General features: G+C 68.4%; 18 protein-coding genes. 6 read left to right on the top strand and 12 right to left on the bottom strand.

The window, feature by feature from the left end; genetic code table 11:
- Nucleotides 1-4: 4 nt before the first annotated feature.
- The gene (locus tag ACIBGM_RS23730) at nt 5-1,297 is read left to right on the top strand and encodes a DUF58 domain-containing protein (RefSeq protein WP_360534849.1); all 1,293 of its coding nucleotides are present in this window, start codon (nt 5-7) and stop codon (nt 1,295-1,297) included.
- A 148-nt stretch (nt 1,298-1,445) separates the two neighbouring features.
- Here the strand turns inward: ACIBGM_RS23730 and ACIBGM_RS23725 are convergent, their stop codons facing one another.
- Genes ACIBGM_RS23725 through ACIBGM_RS23700 form a run of 6 tightly spaced genes read right to left on the bottom strand, consistent with a single transcriptional unit; the run spans nt 1,446 to nt 3,976 of the window.
- Entirely contained in the window at nt 1,446-1,745 is a 300-nt protein-coding gene (locus ACIBGM_RS23725) for a helix-turn-helix transcriptional regulator (RefSeq protein WP_360534851.1), read from the bottom strand.
- Nucleotide 1,746: 1 nt separating this feature from the next.
- On the bottom strand, nt 1,747-1,908 hold the full coding sequence (locus ACIBGM_RS23720; protein ID WP_360534853.1) for a hypothetical protein: 162 nt from the start codon (nt 1,906-1,908) through the stop codon (nt 1,747-1,749).
- Nucleotides 1,860-2,099, bottom strand: a complete 240-nt coding sequence (locus tag ACIBGM_RS23715; RefSeq protein ID WP_360534869.1) for a hypothetical protein — start codon at nt 2,097-2,099, stop codon at nt 1,860-1,862. The genes ACIBGM_RS23720 and ACIBGM_RS23715 overlap by 49 nt, the downstream gene beginning before the upstream one ends.
- Before the next feature lie 58 nt (nt 2,100-2,157).
- Entirely contained in the window at nt 2,158-2,853 is a 696-nt protein-coding gene (locus ACIBGM_RS23710) for a phosphotransferase (RefSeq protein ID WP_360534855.1), read from the bottom strand.
- Entirely contained in the window at nt 2,850-3,644 is a 795-nt protein-coding gene (locus tag ACIBGM_RS23705; RefSeq protein ID WP_360534857.1) for a VOC family protein, read from the bottom strand. The genes ACIBGM_RS23710 and ACIBGM_RS23705 overlap by 4 nt, the downstream gene beginning before the upstream one ends.
- On the bottom strand, nt 3,644-3,976 hold the full coding sequence (locus ACIBGM_RS23700; protein WP_360534859.1) for a metalloregulator ArsR/SmtB family transcription factor: 333 nt from the start codon (nt 3,974-3,976) through the stop codon (nt 3,644-3,646). The genes ACIBGM_RS23705 and ACIBGM_RS23700 overlap by 1 nt, the downstream gene beginning before the upstream one ends.
- A 73-nt stretch (nt 3,977-4,049) precedes the next feature.
- Here ACIBGM_RS23700 and ACIBGM_RS23695 point away from each other — a divergent pair, with 73 nt between their 5' ends.
- Nucleotides 4,050-4,304, top strand: a complete 255-nt coding sequence (locus ACIBGM_RS23695) for an amphi-Trp domain-containing protein (protein ID WP_360534861.1) — start codon at nt 4,050-4,052, stop codon at nt 4,302-4,304.
- A gap of 792 nt (nt 4,305-5,096) precedes the next feature.
- On the opposite strand, the gene ACIBGM_RS23690 is transcribed toward ACIBGM_RS23695, so the two are convergent.
- Complete coding sequence (locus tag ACIBGM_RS23690) at nt 5,097-6,962, bottom strand: MFS transporter (RefSeq protein ID WP_360537341.1); 1,866 nt, start codon at nt 6,960-6,962, stop codon at nt 5,097-5,099.
- 84 nt (nt 6,963-7,046) lie between these two features.
- Here ACIBGM_RS23690 and ACIBGM_RS23685 point away from each other — a divergent pair, with 84 nt between their 5' ends.
- Complete coding sequence (locus tag ACIBGM_RS23685; RefSeq protein WP_360537343.1) at nt 7,047-7,886, top strand: DUF3027 domain-containing protein; 840 nt, start codon at nt 7,047-7,049, stop codon at nt 7,884-7,886.
- Between the two features lie 145 nt (nt 7,887-8,031).
- On the opposite strand, the gene ACIBGM_RS23680 is transcribed toward ACIBGM_RS23685, so the two are convergent.
- From ACIBGM_RS23680 to ACIBGM_RS23670, 3 genes are all read right to left on the bottom strand, one after another.
- Nucleotides 8,032-8,577 carry a hypothetical protein gene (locus tag ACIBGM_RS23680; RefSeq protein WP_396386788.1) on the bottom strand — a complete coding sequence of 182 codons (546 nt, stop codon included), beginning with the start codon at nt 8,575-8,577 and terminating at the stop codon, nt 8,032-8,034.
- Nucleotides 8,571-9,728, bottom strand: coding sequence for a helix-turn-helix domain-containing protein (locus tag ACIBGM_RS23675; protein WP_396386787.1), 1,158 nt, complete (start codon nt 9,726-9,728; stop codon nt 8,571-8,573). The genes ACIBGM_RS23680 and ACIBGM_RS23675 overlap by 7 nt, the downstream gene beginning before the upstream one ends.
- 385 nt (nt 9,729-10,113) lie before the next feature.
- On the bottom strand, nt 10,114-10,425 hold the full coding sequence (locus tag ACIBGM_RS23670) for a DUF2530 domain-containing protein (protein ID WP_360537349.1): 312 nt from the start codon (nt 10,423-10,425) through the stop codon (nt 10,114-10,116).
- A 57-nt stretch (nt 10,426-10,482) separates the two neighbouring features.
- Here ACIBGM_RS23670 and ACIBGM_RS23665 point away from each other — a divergent pair, with 57 nt between their 5' ends.
- Nucleotides 10,483-11,955, top strand: coding sequence for an NCS2 family permease (locus ACIBGM_RS23665; RefSeq protein WP_396386786.1), 1,473 nt, complete (start codon nt 10,483-10,485; stop codon nt 11,953-11,955).
- A 3-nt stretch (nt 11,956-11,958) separates the two neighbouring features.
- Here the strand turns inward: ACIBGM_RS23665 and ACIBGM_RS23660 are convergent, their stop codons facing one another.
- Nucleotides 11,959-13,026: a hypothetical protein gene (locus ACIBGM_RS23660; protein WP_360537353.1), complete on the bottom strand. Its 1,068-nt coding sequence runs from the start codon at nt 13,024-13,026 to the stop codon at nt 11,959-11,961.
- A 97-nt stretch (nt 13,027-13,123) separates the two neighbouring features.
- On the opposite strand from ACIBGM_RS23660, the gene ACIBGM_RS23655 reads away from it, so the two are divergent.
- Both ACIBGM_RS23655 and ACIBGM_RS23650 read left to right on the top strand, forming a co-directional pair.
- Nucleotides 13,124-13,573 (top strand): MarR family transcriptional regulator, encoded by a 450-nt coding sequence (locus ACIBGM_RS23655; protein ID WP_360537355.1) that lies wholly within the window; start codon nt 13,124-13,126, stop codon nt 13,571-13,573.
- Nucleotides 13,570-14,970 carry an MFS transporter gene (locus ACIBGM_RS23650; protein ID WP_396386785.1) on the top strand — a complete coding sequence of 467 codons (1,401 nt, stop codon included), beginning with the start codon at nt 13,570-13,572 and terminating at the stop codon, nt 14,968-14,970. Before ACIBGM_RS23655 ends, ACIBGM_RS23650 begins: the two co-directional genes overlap by 4 nt.
- Here ACIBGM_RS23650 and ACIBGM_RS23645 read toward each other — a convergent pair.
- Nucleotides 14,967-15,677, bottom strand: coding sequence for a DUF4429 domain-containing protein (locus ACIBGM_RS23645; RefSeq protein ID WP_360537359.1), 711 nt, complete (start codon nt 15,675-15,677; stop codon nt 14,967-14,969). The genes ACIBGM_RS23650 and ACIBGM_RS23645 overlap by 4 nt on opposite strands.
- Between the last annotated feature and the right edge of the window lie 51 nt (nt 15,678-15,728).

The raw sequence follows: 15,728 nt of genomic DNA, 5'->3' as shown, positions 1-15,728 counted from the left end.
GCTGATGGTTCTCACTGGCCGGGCTGGGCTGCTCGCCGCCGCGGGCGTCGTCTTCGTTGCTCTGCTCATGCCGAGTTGGAGCGGGGTCGGCATCGTGGTCGCGGTCGTGCTGGTGGTCTGCCTGGTCGACATGCTGCTGGCCGGCTCGCCTCGGCGACTGCAGCTCAGTCGGGAGGGCGACAACGCCGTACGGCTGGGTGAGCCGGCTGTGGTGCAGTTGCTGGTCGCGAACCCGGGGCGGCGGGTGAAGGGGCTGCTGCGGGACGCATGGCCGCCGTCTGCCGGCGTGCAGGATCCGCCGCACAAGCTGGACCTGCCGCATGGCGAGCGGCGGCGGCTGACGACGCATCTGCTGCCTACACGGCGGGGTGACCGGCAGGCGCATCGGGTGACGATCCGGTCGATCGGTCCGCTGGGTTTCGCTGGGCGGCAGGGGTCGCACACGGTTCCGTGGACCGTGCGGGCGTTGCCGCCGTTCAAGAGCCGCAAGCATCTGCCGTCGCGGCTGGCGCGGTTGCGTGAGCTGGACGGGCGGACTGCGTTGCTCGTGCGGGGGCAGGGGACGGAGTTCGACTCGCTGCGGGACTACGTGCCTGGGGACGATGTGCGGAGCATCGATTGGCGGGCGACGGCTCGGCGGGGCAACGTCGTACTGCGGACTTGGCGGCCGGAACGCGATCGTCAGGTCGCCATCGTGATCGACTCCGGGCGGATGTCGGCCGGGCGGGTTGGGGACGCACCTCGGCTCGACCACGCGATGGATGCCGCGTTGCTGCTGGCTGCGTTGGCGACCCGTGCTGGCGACCGGGTTTCCTTGCTGGCTTGCGATTCGGCGGTGCGGGCCGACGTACGACGACCGGCGCCGGAGGACGTGCTGCCGTCGTTCGTGAACGCACTCGCGAACGTCGAGGCCGAGCTGGTGCAGACGGACTTCCGCGTGGTCGTGTCACAGGTCCTCGAACGCCTCGGCCAGCGATCGCTTGTCGTACTGCTGACCGGGTTGGACCCAGCCGTCATCGAGGAGTCCCTGCTCCCCGTCATCGGCCCCTTGCTCCGCCGCCACGTCATCGTGCTCGCCTCGGTCGCCGACCCCCGCCTCACCGAGCTCGAGTCCACCCGCTCCGACCTGATCGAGGTCTACGGCGCCGCCTCCGCCGCCCGCACCCGCCTGGACCGCGAACGAGTAACCGCCATCCTCACCCGAGCCGGCGTCACCGTAGTAGACGAAAACCCCGACCAGATAGCCCCCGCCCTCGCCGACACCTACCTAGCTTTGAAAAAGGCCGGCCGCCTTTAACCACCCGTGGTCCGCCTCCGTCGAGTGCCAGCCGGCGCCCGTCAGCAAGGCCAGCCACATCCCGTCCAACGCCACCAGGTGGCGGACTCCCGCCGTACCCGGGGACTGGCCGCCGCGTCGTACGACTCCCGCCAGGTATCGGTCCGGTTCAGCCGGCTGAGTTGTGTTCGTCGAAGCGGACGACCAGGCGGGCGTTGAATGCTTGGGCAATCCGTTCCAGCAGGGCCAGGGTGGGTACAGTCCCGCCGGCTTCGAAGCGGGCGAGGGCGGACTGGGTCATCCCTGCGGCCTCGGCCAGCCTGGTCTGGGTCCAGCCGCGCTGTTCGCGCATCTGCCGCACCGCTACACCGAGCTCGAAGGCGCGCCGAGTCGCGTCGTACGCCTCCGCAGCCCCGGGCTCCGCCATCCGGCGTCCCCGAACCTCGTCCCATCCCGTCCGGCTCGTCACCTCAGTCCTCCTCCGTCACCGGAACGGTGTGCGCTTCCTGCACACACCTGCGATATGCCGTCCGCGCTCTCTCGATCTCCCGCGTCTCCCGCATCCCGGTCTTCCGGAACACGGTCAGCAGGATGATCCGCCGATCGGTGGCAATCCAGTAACTGATCCGCATCGCATCCCGATCGAGCCAGAAACGCAACTCGCGAAGCTTTCGCCGATCTGCTTGGTGTACGGCTCGCTCAGCAGTGGGCCTCGCTCGGTGAGGAGATCCACGTAGAACGCAGCACGTGCAAACAGGTCGGTCGGTAACCCTTCGAGCCAGGCGCGCACCTCAGCTTCCAGTTCAACGGTACCCCAGGTCATAGCATCGATGCTATAACACTTTGATCACTCCGCCGGACGCCCGAAGGCGGGCTCAGGTCTACGTCAGTGCGCGTTCGAAGATGGGGCGGTGGGTTTGTAGGAAGGTGTGTTCGTGGTGGGACCAGGTGATGCGGGCCGCGCGTTGGTCGGGGGTTACTTCGGCTTGGGTTTTGGTCCAGAAGGTGGCGTTTTGGAGTTGGCGTTCGAGGATGGTGGCGATGAGGGATTGGCGTTGGGTGGTGGTCAGGGCGTAGGTGTCGGCCACGAGTTTTACCTGTGTGGCTTGGGGTTCTGGGTCGTTGTGTTTTGAGGCTATGCACCAGGTCCAGGCCAGGTAGGCGACGTCTTCCAGCGGGTTGCCGGGGTTGGCCAGGTCGAAGTCGATCAGGGCGGCCGGCAGGTTGTCGACGAAGACGAAGTTGTTGGGGCCGGGGTCGTGGTGGCAGATGACCTCGTGGTTGCCGGTCAGGTGGGTTCCGCGGGTTGCGTCGTGGAAGGTGCGTAGGAGGCGGGCGGCTGCGGCTACCTGGTCGTCGGTCCAGCGTTGGAAGCGGGTGGGGACCCAGCCGTCCAGGTACGCGAGGATGTCTCGACCCTCGGCGTCGCGGCCTAGGTAGCGCGGTGCGGCGGTGAAGCCTACGGATGACAGGTGGCGTAGGAGGGTTGCGGTGAAGGGGGACGACGGCCGCCGCACGGTGTCGCCGATGCGGACGACACCGGGCGTGAGGCGGCCGCCGGTGAGCGGGATGGTCACTGGGAGGGGCGGGCCTGGGCGAAGATCCAGCGGTGGCCTTCGAGGTCTTCGGCTTGGTAGCGGGTGTAGCCGTGGGTGTGGATCTCGGACACGATCTTGGCGCCGTTCGCCGTACTGCGGGCGAAGTGGGCAGCCAGGTCGTCGACGTACACCCAGACCTCGTGGTCCAGGCCCTTACGCTCCTCGGTCAGCTTGAACAGCAGGATCGCGGACGAGCCGACGTGCAACTCGATCCAGGACGGGTCCGAGCCTTCGGCAGGGATCTTGTCCCAGGAGTCCAGGCCGAAGACGGTGTGCAGCCAGCGCGCGGCGGCGGCCGGGTCCTCGTAGTACAGGCCGATCGAGAGGCGGTCGAGCTCGCGCTGGGCCTCCGGCGCGTTGCGGCGCTCGAACCACTGCGGCACCCAGTGCAGGATGTTCGCCCAGAAGTAGAACGCCTTCTCGCCACCCTGGACCAGCGTCTGTACGACGGTGACGCGCGTACCGCCGTCGAGTTCGTCGAAGGTGATCCGGGTCTCGGTGTCGTCGACCGAACTGCGGTACGCCATCAGCGCGCCCGGCTCCCAGTCGGTGATCGTGCCGAGTTCGAGTACGTCGTCCGGGAGCGAGTAGACCTCGAGGATGCGGCCGCCGACGCCCGGCTCGATCTGCATCGCGGTGGCGCGGGCCGAGTCCCAGAAGTTGATCGGGCCGCGGACCCACCACAGGTCGATCTCCTCGGTGAAGATCCGGAACGCGGACTGCGGGTCGGTGGCGACCTCGACGGACGCGGATGCCGATGGCTTGGTCATCAGGACTCCTTCTGCTCGACGTGTCGCTTGAACGAGCCCAACTGGTCTCTCCAGTGCGCCTGGACCTGGTCCAGCCAGGCCTGTACGGCGACCACGGGCTCGGGGTTCAGCCGGAAGATCCGCACCCGCGCGTCGTCGGGACCGCGCTCGTCGGCGACCAGCCCGGCGGACAGCAGGATCCGCAGGTGCCGGCTCATCGCGGGTGACGACGCACCGGTCGCGGCCGCCAGCTGGCCGGCCCGTTGCGGACCCTCACCGAGCAGCCGCACCACCTGCCGCCGGGTCGGGTCGGCCAGGACCTCGAAGAACCGGTCGACCTGATCTTCCACCATGATGCAATAGTTAACGCGCCGTACAACTATTGTCAATGGCTGGAAGAACCTGTCGGCTGGTTGGATGGGCCGCATGAGTGAGAGAGATGTCGAGAAGGACTACTCCGTCGCCGACTTCGCGGCCAAGCTGCGCCGGCTGGCGGACGCCCTGGAAGCGGGCAAGCCGTTCCGGATCCAGATCGCCGGCGAGCGGTTCACGGTGCCGAAGAACGCCAGGATCAGCGTCGAGCACGAACGCGGTGACAGCGAGGAAGAGGTCGAGTTCCAGCTGAAGTGGTCCCTCGCCGACGCCGACGAGGAACCCGACGACGACGAAACCGAGGTCTGACCCCGCACCTCGGGGCCTGACCCTCGAAGGGATATCCGTTCGAGCTGTGGGTTCTCCGCTCGTCTACGAGGGGAGAACCCACAACGGCATGGGATATCCGGCTCTTGTGACTGATGTGTGGTTGGTATGGCGGGTGTGCTGGTCTGGCTGGGCCATGGGTGAGTCTGCGGTGGCGGCGAGACGGGAGGGCATGCATTTCGACAGGTAGTGCCGGGTCGACGGTGGTGCGGTTGAGCGCCGTCGGGTCGGCGTGTACGGCGTTTCGCCGGTGCACTACCTGTCCGCATGTCCCGGCCCTCCACGCAACGTCGTCCGCGGTAGGCGACCACAACTGCCAGCTTGGTGCGGGCCGTGGCCGGCGGGGCTCCGGGGGCGTGGGAGACCCCTCGGCCCGGAACGGGCAGCGTTGCGCATCGGGGCCTGACCTTCGGAGGGATATCCGTTCGAGTTGTGGGTTCTCCTCTCGTCTGCGAGGGGAGAACCCACAAGCGAAGGGGTTATCCCCTCGAACGCCGCCCTCTCTCTTCGTGCAAGTGGGGAGAAGGCCCAAGTGGAGGGGATATCCATCCAATTCGGGGGTTGCCCCCTGAGATTTCCAGCGGGCAACCCCCCACCTCAGCAGGCATCCCCTCCGTTGCCCCGCCAACCCTCCAGCTCAGCGTGTTATCCCCCGGGGTGGGGGGTTGCCCACTGGGAATTTGAGGGGGCAACCCCCGACTTCAGTGGGCAGGCAGGCGGAGGGTGCGGAGGGTGTGGGCTCGGGCGGCGGGGTGCTTCAGCGGGTTCGGGGGCTCAGCGGGGTGGGCGGCCGCCGCCGCGGCGGCGGTTGAAGATGCCGCCGCGGTCGCGTTCGACGGTCGGCTCCTCGGCCCAGGGGGCCTGGTCCTCGACGGTCTCCTCGTCGTCCTCGTCCGGCTGCCCGCTCCACCACTTCCCGACCGGCTGCTGCGGCTGCTGCTGGTCGTCGAACTTCAGCTCGACCGTCGGTTCGTCGTGTCGGCGCTGGGTGTTCTCGCGGTTGGCGCGCTGTTCGGCGACGCTGGTGGTCAGGATCGTCCGGCTCGTCCGTGTCGGCTGCTCGGCTTCCGGCTCGGCGGCCGGCTTGGCTGCAGGCGGCTTCGGCGCCGGCTGCCGCGGCTTGATCGGGCCAGCCGGCCGGCCGGACGGCCTCATCCGGATGACGAGGAGGACCACGATCAGCAGTACGCCGGCCAGGAACCCGAACCCGAGGCGCGGGATCAGCGGCAGCACGATGCCGCAGCCGCCGCCGATCACCCAGGCCAGTTGCAGCACCGTCTCCGAGCGGGCGAAGACCGACGTACGCACGGTCTCCGGTACGTCACGCTGGATCATCGCGTCCAGCGACAGCTTCCCGAGCGAGCTGCACAACCCGGCCACCAGGCCGAGCGCGATCAGGATCGGGAACCCGTAGAACACCGCGACCAGGACCGCGACCGTCACGTCCGCGAGCAGCACGACCAGCACGACGGTCTCGGGTTTTCGGGCCTTGAGCAACGATCCGAGCACGGTGCCGAGGCTGTTGCCGAGACCCGCCGCCGCGACCACGGCACCCGCGGCCAGTGCGCCGTCGATCCCGCTGACCGGTGCGTCCCGGAGCAGGAAGGCCAGGTACATGGTCAGGAATCCGGACACGAACCGCAGGCCGAGGTTGCACCGGATCCCGCGCGCCACCGCCGATGTGATCGCCCGCCGGCGCGCTTCGCGGCCCGCCGTACCCGTTATCTCCTCGCCGGCGGGGGAGTCCACCTTGCTCGGCAGCCGGATCGCGAGCACCAGGCCGACGGTGTAGACGAGCGCGGCCCAGCGGAGCGACCACTCCGGCCCGATCGCCGCGAACGCCGCCGCGATCCCCGCGCCGACGGTCGCACCGGCGACACCGGCCAGCGAGATCCGCGAGTTCGCCGTGACGAGGGTGATCTCCTTCGGGAGCAGCCGCGGTACGGCGGATGCCCGCGTCACGCCGTACGCCTTGGACGCGACCAGGCATCCCAGGGCGGCCGGGTAGAGCCAGGGGGAGGCGCTGCCGGTCATCGAGGCGGCGAGGCTCCAGACCAGGAACCCGCGCAGGCCGAGCGTCGCCCCGATCGCCCACCGGCGACCGTGCCGGAACCGGTCCAGGATCGGCCCGATCAGCGGCGCCATCAGCGCAAATGGCGCCATCGTCAGCACCAGGAACAGCGCGACCCGGTCCCGCGCCTGCTCACTAGGTACGGCGAAGAACACCGTGCCGGCCAGGGACACGGCGAACGCGGTGTCACCGGCGGCGTTGACCGCGCCGAGCTCGATCAGCCGGGACAGCCCGGACTCACGTGCGCCCTGGGCGCCGGTCAGTCCGCTGATCCGGCGGCTGGTGGCTCGTCCGACCTTCCCGCCGACGGTGGCCGTCTTGCGGGATGCGGACGCGACGCCGCTGGCGCCGACCTTCGAGGCGTGACCGACCTTCTTGCTCGCCGTACCGAGCTTCTGCTTTGCGCCGCTGACCCGCTCGGCTCTGCTCTTTCCGGGGCGGTCACCGGTCTTGTCGCCGGCCGGGGTGCCAGGCTTGTCACCGGCGCGGTCGCCAGGCGTCCCACCGGCCGGGTTCGCGCCGGGTGAACCAGGCGTCGCCTTCCGGTCCGCGGGGTCTGGGCTCTGCATGGAACCATCCTGCCTCCTGCGGGGGACAGACCGTAGTCACGGCGCGTTCCGACCACCCGCGCGGGCGTGCGAGAATGGGCGATTGTGACTCCCGTCAGAACTCCGGACCAGGTTCGCGCCAAGGCCGACGCCGTCTGTGTCGCGGCGGTCGAACCCGCCCGCGAGGCCGCGATCGCCGAGGCCGGCTCCGCGCAGATCGGCGAGCACCTCGGTCACCTGGTCGAAGGTGAGCGGCTCGTCACGCACTACTTCGCCTCGACGCACCCCGGGTACCGCGGCTGGCGCTGGGCGGTCACGCTGACCCGCGCCTCCCGCGCCAAGACGGTCACCGTCAACGAGGTCGTGATGCTGCCCGGCGACGAGGCCATCGTCGCGCCCGTGTGGGTCCCGTGGTCCGACCGCGTCCAGCCCGGCGACCTGCGCCCCGGCGACCTGTTCCCGACCCACGTCGACGACGCGCGCCTCGAGCCCGGATTCACCGACACCGGCGCCCCCGACGACGTCCGGGCCGTCGTCGACGAGCTCGGCCTCGGCCGCGAGCGCGTCCTGTCGCCGTTCGGCCGCGAGGAAGCAGCGGAGCGCTGGTACGGCGGAGACTTCGGCCCGACCTCCGCGATCGCCCAGGCCGTCCCGTACAAATGCAACGCCTGCGGCTACTGGATCCGCCTTGCCGACAGCCTCGGCCAGGCCTTCGGCGTCTGCACCAACGAAATGGCCCCCGGCGAGGGTCGCGTGGTCGCCTACGACTACGGCTGCGGAGCCCACTCCGACGCCACCATCGACCTCCCCGACCAGCCCGCCACCCACCACGCCTTCGACACCACCGGCTACGACAACCTAGAACTAGCCGAGGCCGACGCAGTCCAAGCCGAAGTAGAAGCCACCGCCGAACCAGAATCCGACGACGAAGTAGTCGCCGACTAAGGACACCACCTCCGGCGGCGGCTGCCCTATCTGCGCCTCCGGCGCGCCGCAGACTCTTGTCGCGTCTCAACGTGATCGGCGCGAAGACTGCGTTGCCCACGCGCGGTACCGACGAGCCAAGGGTCCGGCCGCCGGATCGTGGGGCTTACTCCCGAATGGGATCGAATGCGGTCGCCCAGAGTTGGTAGCCGTTTGGCGTAGGGAGACCTTCCGGCTCCCAGTCTGCTCTGGCAGCCATGCGCATGCTTGCTCGGTTCTGTTCGTGAATGAAGCCCTGGAGGACGAGGGTGGATGCGCCGGAATCGACTGCTTTGATGCCGGCTTCAGCTCTTCCGACGGCCATGATCTCGTCGCCGACGTAGCGGTCTCTCATGTTCCGGAAGTGCGTGCTCACAGCTCCGGCTTCGAAGGTCGCGACCAGCAGGACTCCGTGCTGTTCGTAGGACAGGTGCACGGCTGCGCCGACGGCGTTCTCGTCGTCTCGTCCCACGAGAAGTGTCTCGCCGGCCTGGAGTCGCTGGGCGAGAGTGCGGAAGTGTCGCTGTGCGGCCCATTCCCATTCGCGTGGGTGCTTGGGGAGCCGACGACCCTTGGCGGTGCGGGGCCATTCGTCAGTACAGGTGAAGGCCTGAAGTTCCGTCGCCTGATGCTTGTCGAGCTGCTCCCATTTCAGCAGTCGCTCGTTCACCACGGTGCCGCGTTACCATGGCTCAAGCGAAGCTTGTCATTCCACGCGGCAGCGCTCGGCCTCGCTGCAAGCAGTTCTTCGTACTCGCGTGACGCTGCTTCGTCGTCCGGCTCCGGGAAGTCGATCTCGTCGACGGGGACGTTCAGCACCCAGGCGAGGGCGGCCGGATCCGCCTGTCCGGAACGCACGCGATGCGACAGATCGGCTATCAACCGGATCGGGAACATCCGTCCAGTGGATTCTGCTTCGCGCTCCACCACCGCATCTACTCCAGCCCCGTAGCCCCGGAGCGTTGTCAGGTGTCGACGAAGAAGATGCTGGGTTGGCTGTTCCAGAGCGGCGGACGCGTCGGCATGTGGCTTCAATCGAAGCTTCCGAAGTCGGTTGCGCAGCGCCTCGGTGGAGACGCCTGCGTCCCAAACGAACTTGGCCAGCTCTGTCCCGTCGATGTGGGACCAGTTGATCTCCCGCACGCGGTCCTCGGGGAGGAGCAGGGCAGCGGCGAACTCATCGGCTGGTTGCTCGTTCGCTTTCTCGACCCCGCGGCCGGCGTGGTGACCGAGCACGAGATGGCCGAGTTCGTGAGCGACTGACCAGTTGTTCCTGAACCAGTTCGGAGTGCTCGTCAGCAGGATCACCGATCGACCGCCGATGCGGAGCGAGTAATCGGTGGAGAGCTCAGGAATGCGGAGCACATCGATGGCGAACGCCGCTTCGATCTGCTCGGCGAAGCGCCGGACGAAGTCGCGCCCCAGGCGACTTCGAACTGCGCCCGGCTCAGCGGGGAGGTCTGGTGATACCGACGGTCCGTCAGGATAGGCATCCCGGTAGACAGCGACGACCTTCTCCAGGATCTTGTCGTCAGCCTCACGGCCGGGATTCACTCGCTGCGCTTGCACGGGATCCCAGGAATGCCGAGCCGCAACGTCCACACGCAGTGGGTCCGCCCGCCCGGTGATCAGCCAGTAGATGTCAACACCGAGCGAGTCGGCGAGGCTGGCCAACTCGATCGACGAGAACCCACGCTGCCCGTTGAGCGCACGCGACAGAGCGTCCGGCGTCATGTCCACGAGGCTCGCGAGCCTGCGCTGACTGAGCCCGGGCGGCATCTGCGAGCGAATGCGTTCGCCGACTGCGAGCAACTGCTGATCCATGACCCAAGTCTAGCGAAGTGTTGGGATTTTCCCAACGTATTTACCGCTTCGGGAGCGCTTGCTGGCGGCCGAGTGCGCCGTGCCTATCCGCACTTTCCTGCCGATACCGGCAAGAAGGTGCGGATGCTGATTGGCTGTCAACCGGCGACGTCGGTTCATTGAGGCCCACCTGAAGGCGACATCGCGGTGCTGTCGCGGGCGGAACGACGCGGGCGACAGCACGCCGAGTCGGTGGGAGCATGCGACGAAAGGACCGCGTGTAGTCCGGCGTGAGGGGTGACTCCAGTCCTACGCGCCAAGCACGTCGATCTGTGACAGCAGGATGCGGGTCCGCCGGAGGCGTCAAGACAGTCGCGGTCGGAGGCCGCGTCCGTTGGGGTGGTTCTTAGTCTTCGATGGCGGGGCGGTGGCCGGCTTGGATGGCTGTCCAGCGGCGGCGGCAGTACCAGAGGCCTATGAAGCCGAGGCCGATGCCGGCGACGGTGACCCAGAGCCACCACTCGAGGCCGTCTTCCTTGAGCTCGTCGCGGAAGATGAGGACGGCGACGAAGGCGACGGTCCAGGCGATGATGCCGGTGATGACGGTGGGGATGCCGGAAAGGTCGAGGGGCTTTACCTCGGCGTGCACGAGTTCGCCGCGGGCCAGTTGGCTGGTCGGGTCGGTGCGCTTCTTGGGTGCGGGCTGCTCGTCTGCCACGGCCCCACCTTAGTCCCCTACTTCCAAGAGCTTGCCAGGAACTGGCACGATTCCGCCATGAGCTCGCCCCAGGCTTCCACCGCCCGTGACCGGTCCGGCTTCGTGGACTCGTTCTTCAAGATCAGCCAGCGTGGTTCGACCGTCAACCGGGAGATCCGCGGCGGGGTGGTCACGTTCTTCACGATGGCCTACATCGTGGTGCTGAACCCGCTGATCATCGGCACCGTGAAGGACGGCACCGGCCAGTTCGTCGGTGGCGGGACGGATCCGGCGGCGTCGATCGCGAAGGTCGCGGTGGCGACCGCGCTGGTGGCCGGGGTGCTCACGATCCTGATGGGCGTGGTGGCGAACTTCCCGCTCGCGCTGGCGACCGGCCTGGGCCTGAACGCGTTCGTGGCGTTCTCGATCGCGACCAAGATGACCTGGGCGGACGCGATGGGCCTGGTGGTGCTGGAGGGCATCATCATCCTGCTGTTGGTGCTGACCGGGTTCCGCAAGGCGGTGTTCGAGGCGGTCCCGGTGCAGCTGAAGGTGGCGATCAGTGTCGGGATCGGCCTGTTCATCGCGTTCATCGGATTCGTCGACGCAGGCTTCGTACGGCGTCCCGCCGCGCTGACCGGCCCGCCGGTGGAGCTCGGTGTGGCCGGCAACCTTCGCGGCTGGCCGGTGCTGATCTTCGTGTTCGGCCTGACCCTGATCGTCACGCTGTACGCGCGGAAGGTGAAGGGCGCGATCCTGATCGGCATCGTGGCCACGACGGTACTCGCGATCGTCGTCGAGTCGATCGTGAGCATCGGGGCCCGGACCGCCGAGAACCCGGACGGCTGGGGCCTGACCGTGCCGGCGCTGCCGGACGACTGGTTCAGCACGCCGGACCTGGACACGCTCGGCGAGTTCAGCCTGTTCGGGTCGTTCGAGAAGATCGGCGTGGTGGCCGCGCTGCTGCTGGTCTTCACGCTGATGCTGGCGGACTTCTTCGACACGATGGGCACGATGACCGCGATCGGCGCCGAGGCCGGGCTGCTGGACGCGGAGGGCAACCCGCCGAACGCGCAGCGCATCCTGGTCGTCGACTCGGTGGCGGCCGCGGCCGGTGGGGCCGCGTCGGTGTCGAGCAACACGTCGTACATCGAGTCCGCGTCGGGTGTCGGCGAGGGGGCGCGGACCGGCCTGGCGAGTGTGGTGACCGGGATCTGCTTCCTGATCTCGATGGTGGTCGCGCCGCTGGTCACGCTGGTGCCGTACGAGGCGGCGACGCCGGCGCTGATCCTGGTCGGGTTCCTGATGATGACGCAGGTGAAGGGGATCGACTTCGACGACATCGAGGTCGCGTTCCCGGCGTTCCTGACCATCATCCTGATGCCGTTCACGTACTCGATCACCGCCGGGATCGGCGCCGGGTTCGTCACCTACGTCCTGCTCAAGCTGGTTCGCGGCAAGGTCCGCCAGGTGCACCCGCTGATGTGGGTGGTCTCGATCCTGTTCGTCGTCTACTTCGCGATCGGCCCGCTCAGCGACTGGCTGACCTGAGGGCTAACCGCGTAGCTGCAGGTACTCCGCGCGGGCGGTGAAGAGTTTGCGGAGCTCGACGGTGACGCTGTCGAGGAACTCCTCGCGGTACGACGAGTCGGTCATCAGCGCGATCGAGTAGTAGAGACCGGTGAAGTTCGCGATGCCGACGGCAACCTTGACCAGGCCGGCGCTGATCACCATCGGGTGCCCCAGCAGCTGGACGTCGTACGACCAGCCGCCGGGGTCGATCTCCCAGCTCTCGTAGATCTTCCGGCTGATCCCGAGCATGCCGAAGGCAACGAAGAACAGGCCGACCCCGCTGCTAACGACCAGCGTCTGCACCCACTGCCGGATGGCCAGGCTGATGGTGAGGTTGAGCCGCTGCAGCCGGCGCAGCGGCGGGCCCGAGGCGGCGTCGCGTTCGATCTCGTCGACCTCCTTCGGCAGCCGCACCATCAGGAACAGCGTGCTGAGCAGCGTGAACGCCGCCATCGAGAACAGGATGAACGCGACCGGCATCCCGGTGAACACCTGCCACATCTCGGTGTTGATGAACAGCACCAGTGAGAACACCAGCAGCAGCGGCAGCGCCCGGACCATGCTCGCGATCGAGTCGGCCAGGTCGCCGGCCAGCCGGCGCAGGCTCCAGTACGTCGTCGCGATCAGGCCGTAGCCGACCACGACGTACACCAGGCCGACGAGCAGCAGGTTGCCGAGGACAACACCGAAGAACTGCTGGACCTGCCCCTCGGTGACCAGCGGCAGCAGGGCGGGAAGCAGGATGAACACGGCCAGCTCCGGGATGCCGAACCGGGTCGGCAGTGACCAGAAGGGACGGCCGCGGAGCGCGTTCAGTACGCCGAACCCGCCGACCAGAACCGCCAGTGCGACGACCGCGGCCAGCACGTTCTTCCAGACCGACCAGTCCAGCGAGGTGGCGCCGAGCACCTCGGCCAGGAACACCAGCGCCAGCAGCGGCGTGGCCCTGGTGAAGATGTCGTGCGTCGGCGAGAAGTCCTCGATGAACAGCGGCAGCCCGGCCCGCCGGAACCGTTGCTCGTACCGCTCGAGCTCGGCAGTTGTCCCCATGTCCGGGAACCTTAGCGCCTCGGCAGCGGCTGCCCGGGAATACCACCGGCCGGTCAACCGTTTTCTTTAGCAAAGGTAATGAGTTAAGCTAACGAACATGCCCGAAGTCGTAGCCCAGCAGGTGAAGAGTGACGTCGGGCTGGCGAGTGCCCTGCGGTCGTCGACGCTACGGCTGTCCCGGCAGATCCGGCGGCAGCGCGAGCCCGGTCACGACCTCACCGCCAACCAGCTCAGCGTGCTCGGTGCGCTGGCCAAGCACGACGCGATGACGATCGGCGAGCTGGCCTCCCACGAGCAGGTCAAGCCGCCGTCGATGACGCGGATCGTGTCGAACATGGAGGAGGCGGGCCTGGTCGCCCGCCGGCCTCATCCGACCGACAAGCGCCAGATCGTGGTCGAGCTGACCGACCGCGCCGACGAGCTGATCCAGGCCAACCGGCGGCGCCGCGACGAGTGGCTGCAGACCAAACTGAAGCAACTGACCCCCGAGGAGCGCGACATCCTGCGCAAGGCAGCACCTGTTCTCGAACGCCTGGCGGCCACATGAGTCCGACCTTCCGAGCGTTCAAAGTTCGCAACTTCCGTCTCTACGCCACCGGCGCGATCATCTCGAACGTCGGCACCTGGATGCAGCGCGTCGCCCAGGACTGGCTGGTCCTGGAGCTGACCCACTCCGGTACGGCGCTCGGCATCGTGACCGGACTGCAGTTCCTGCCGGCCCTCCTGCTCGGCCCGTACGCCGGTGTCGTGGCCGACCGATTCCCGAAGCGCCGGGTGCTGACGTGCACCCAGATCGCGATGGCCACGGTCGCCCTCGTCCTCGGCGGACTGACCGTCGCCGGGCTGGTCGTGCCCTGGCACGTGTACCTGCTGGCCCTGCTGTTCGGAGTCGGTACGGCGTTCGACGCCCCCGCTCGGCAGTCGTTCGTGGTCGAGATGGTCGGCCGCGACGAGCTCGCCAACGCGGTCGGGCTGAACTCGGCCTCCTTCAACGCGGCCCGGCTGCTCGGCCCGGCGCTGGCCGGCCTGCTGATCCACTGGATCGGCACCGGACCGGTGATCATGATCAACGGCTTCACCTACGCCGCGGTGATCCTGTCGCTGCGGCTGATGCGGGTCGGCGAGCTGCACACGCCGAAGCCTGCGGCCCGGGAGAAGGGCATGATCCGCGACGGCATGCGCTACCTGTGGCGCCGGCCGGACCTGATGATGATCCTGGTGACCGTGTTCTTCGCGGGCACCTTCGGCCTGAACTTCCAGATGACGTCCGCGCTGATGGCGACCGAGGTGTTCAGCAAGGGCGCGGGGGAGTACGGCATCCTCGGCTCGATCCTGGCGATCGGGTCGTTGTCGGGCGCGCTGCTGGCGGCCCGCCGGGTCCGGATCCGCGCTCGCCTGGTGATCGGCGCGGCCCTGGCGTTCGGTGTGATGGCGCTGGTCAGCGGCCTGATGCCGACGTACCTGACCTATGCGCTGGTGCTGCCGCTGGTCGGCCTGACCTCGCTGACCATGCTCACCGCCGCGAACGCGACCATGCAGCTGAGCATCGAGCCGACCATGCGCGGCCGGGTGATGGCGCTCTACATGACGGTCCTGATGGGCGGTACGCCGATCGGGTCGCCGCTGATCGGGTGGGTCGGCCAGACCTTCGGCGCCCGCTGGTCGCTGATCGTCGGCGGCGGGCTCACCATCGCCGGCACGGTCGCCTCGGTGCTGTACTTCTCGCGCAAGCGGGGCCTGGCCATCCGGCCGCGGCTGCTGCCGCGCCCGCGGCTCGAGGTGCTCCCACAGACCGAGCTCCTCGGCGAGAAGGCCGCTGTCGACGCAGCCCCAGCGGCAACGCCGCGCGCCGTCGACCCAGCGGCAGGGCCGCGCGCCGTCGACTCGGCACCGGCGCCGCGGACCCCGGTCGAAGCCAAGGACCTCGGGCCCAGAGTGGCTTAGGGCCGGATCCGGGTCAGTAGTCGCGCCGCGAAGAACAGCACGTCGACGTCGGTTCGCCGTTCGGTCAACACCGCCGCCGGGTCGTGCCGCGGTTTGGGCCGTTCGAGCGGGGTCCGCGCGGTGCTGATCCGGAAGAAGCCCTTGGGCCGGAGCCGGCGGTCGTTCGGCATCCACTCGACGTCGATGATGTCGGCCAGCGGCACCGACAACCGGTCGCCGTCCGCCTTCTTCTTCCGGCTCGCCGGCCACTTGTAGGCGAACGCCAGGTGGCCACCGGCCAGGAATACGGTCGCGTCCCGCCCCTCGATCCGGTCCGGCGCGACCGGCGGCGCGACCAGCCACTGCTGCGAGGCCGAGGCGGGCACCTGCCGCCGGGCGAGCATCGCCTTCACGTCGGCGACCAGCCGCTCGGCGACCGACCGGTCGGCGGCGTCGAAGAAGAACCGGTACGGATCGAGCAGCGCCGCGAAGGACCCGCCGCCGACCGACAGCAGCGGATCGGCGTGCTCCCGCAGCTCGAGACTGACCACCGGAGCCCCTGGACTCATGCTCAGGCCGATGCCCTGCAACGCCTCGACCGGAACAGTCCGCTCACCCAGCCGGGTGCGCAGCGATCTGGTGAGCTTCCCCAGCCCGGCCGTGGACACGTCGTACCGGATCCGGAGCGTCCCGAATCCGTCCCATCCGAGCGTTCCGTTGCTGCTCACCAACTCACTGCCTGACACCGTCCCCATGATCCCGCACGGACGGGTCCAGAA

The sequence above is a fragment of the Kribbella sp. NPDC050470 genome (genome assembly GCF_044458365.1).
GTDB lineage: Bacteria > Actinomycetota > Actinomycetes > Propionibacteriales > Kribbellaceae > Kribbella.
The sequence above is the reverse complement of the archived record's forward strand: the minus strand, read 5'-3'. Positions and strand labels throughout refer to the sequence as shown.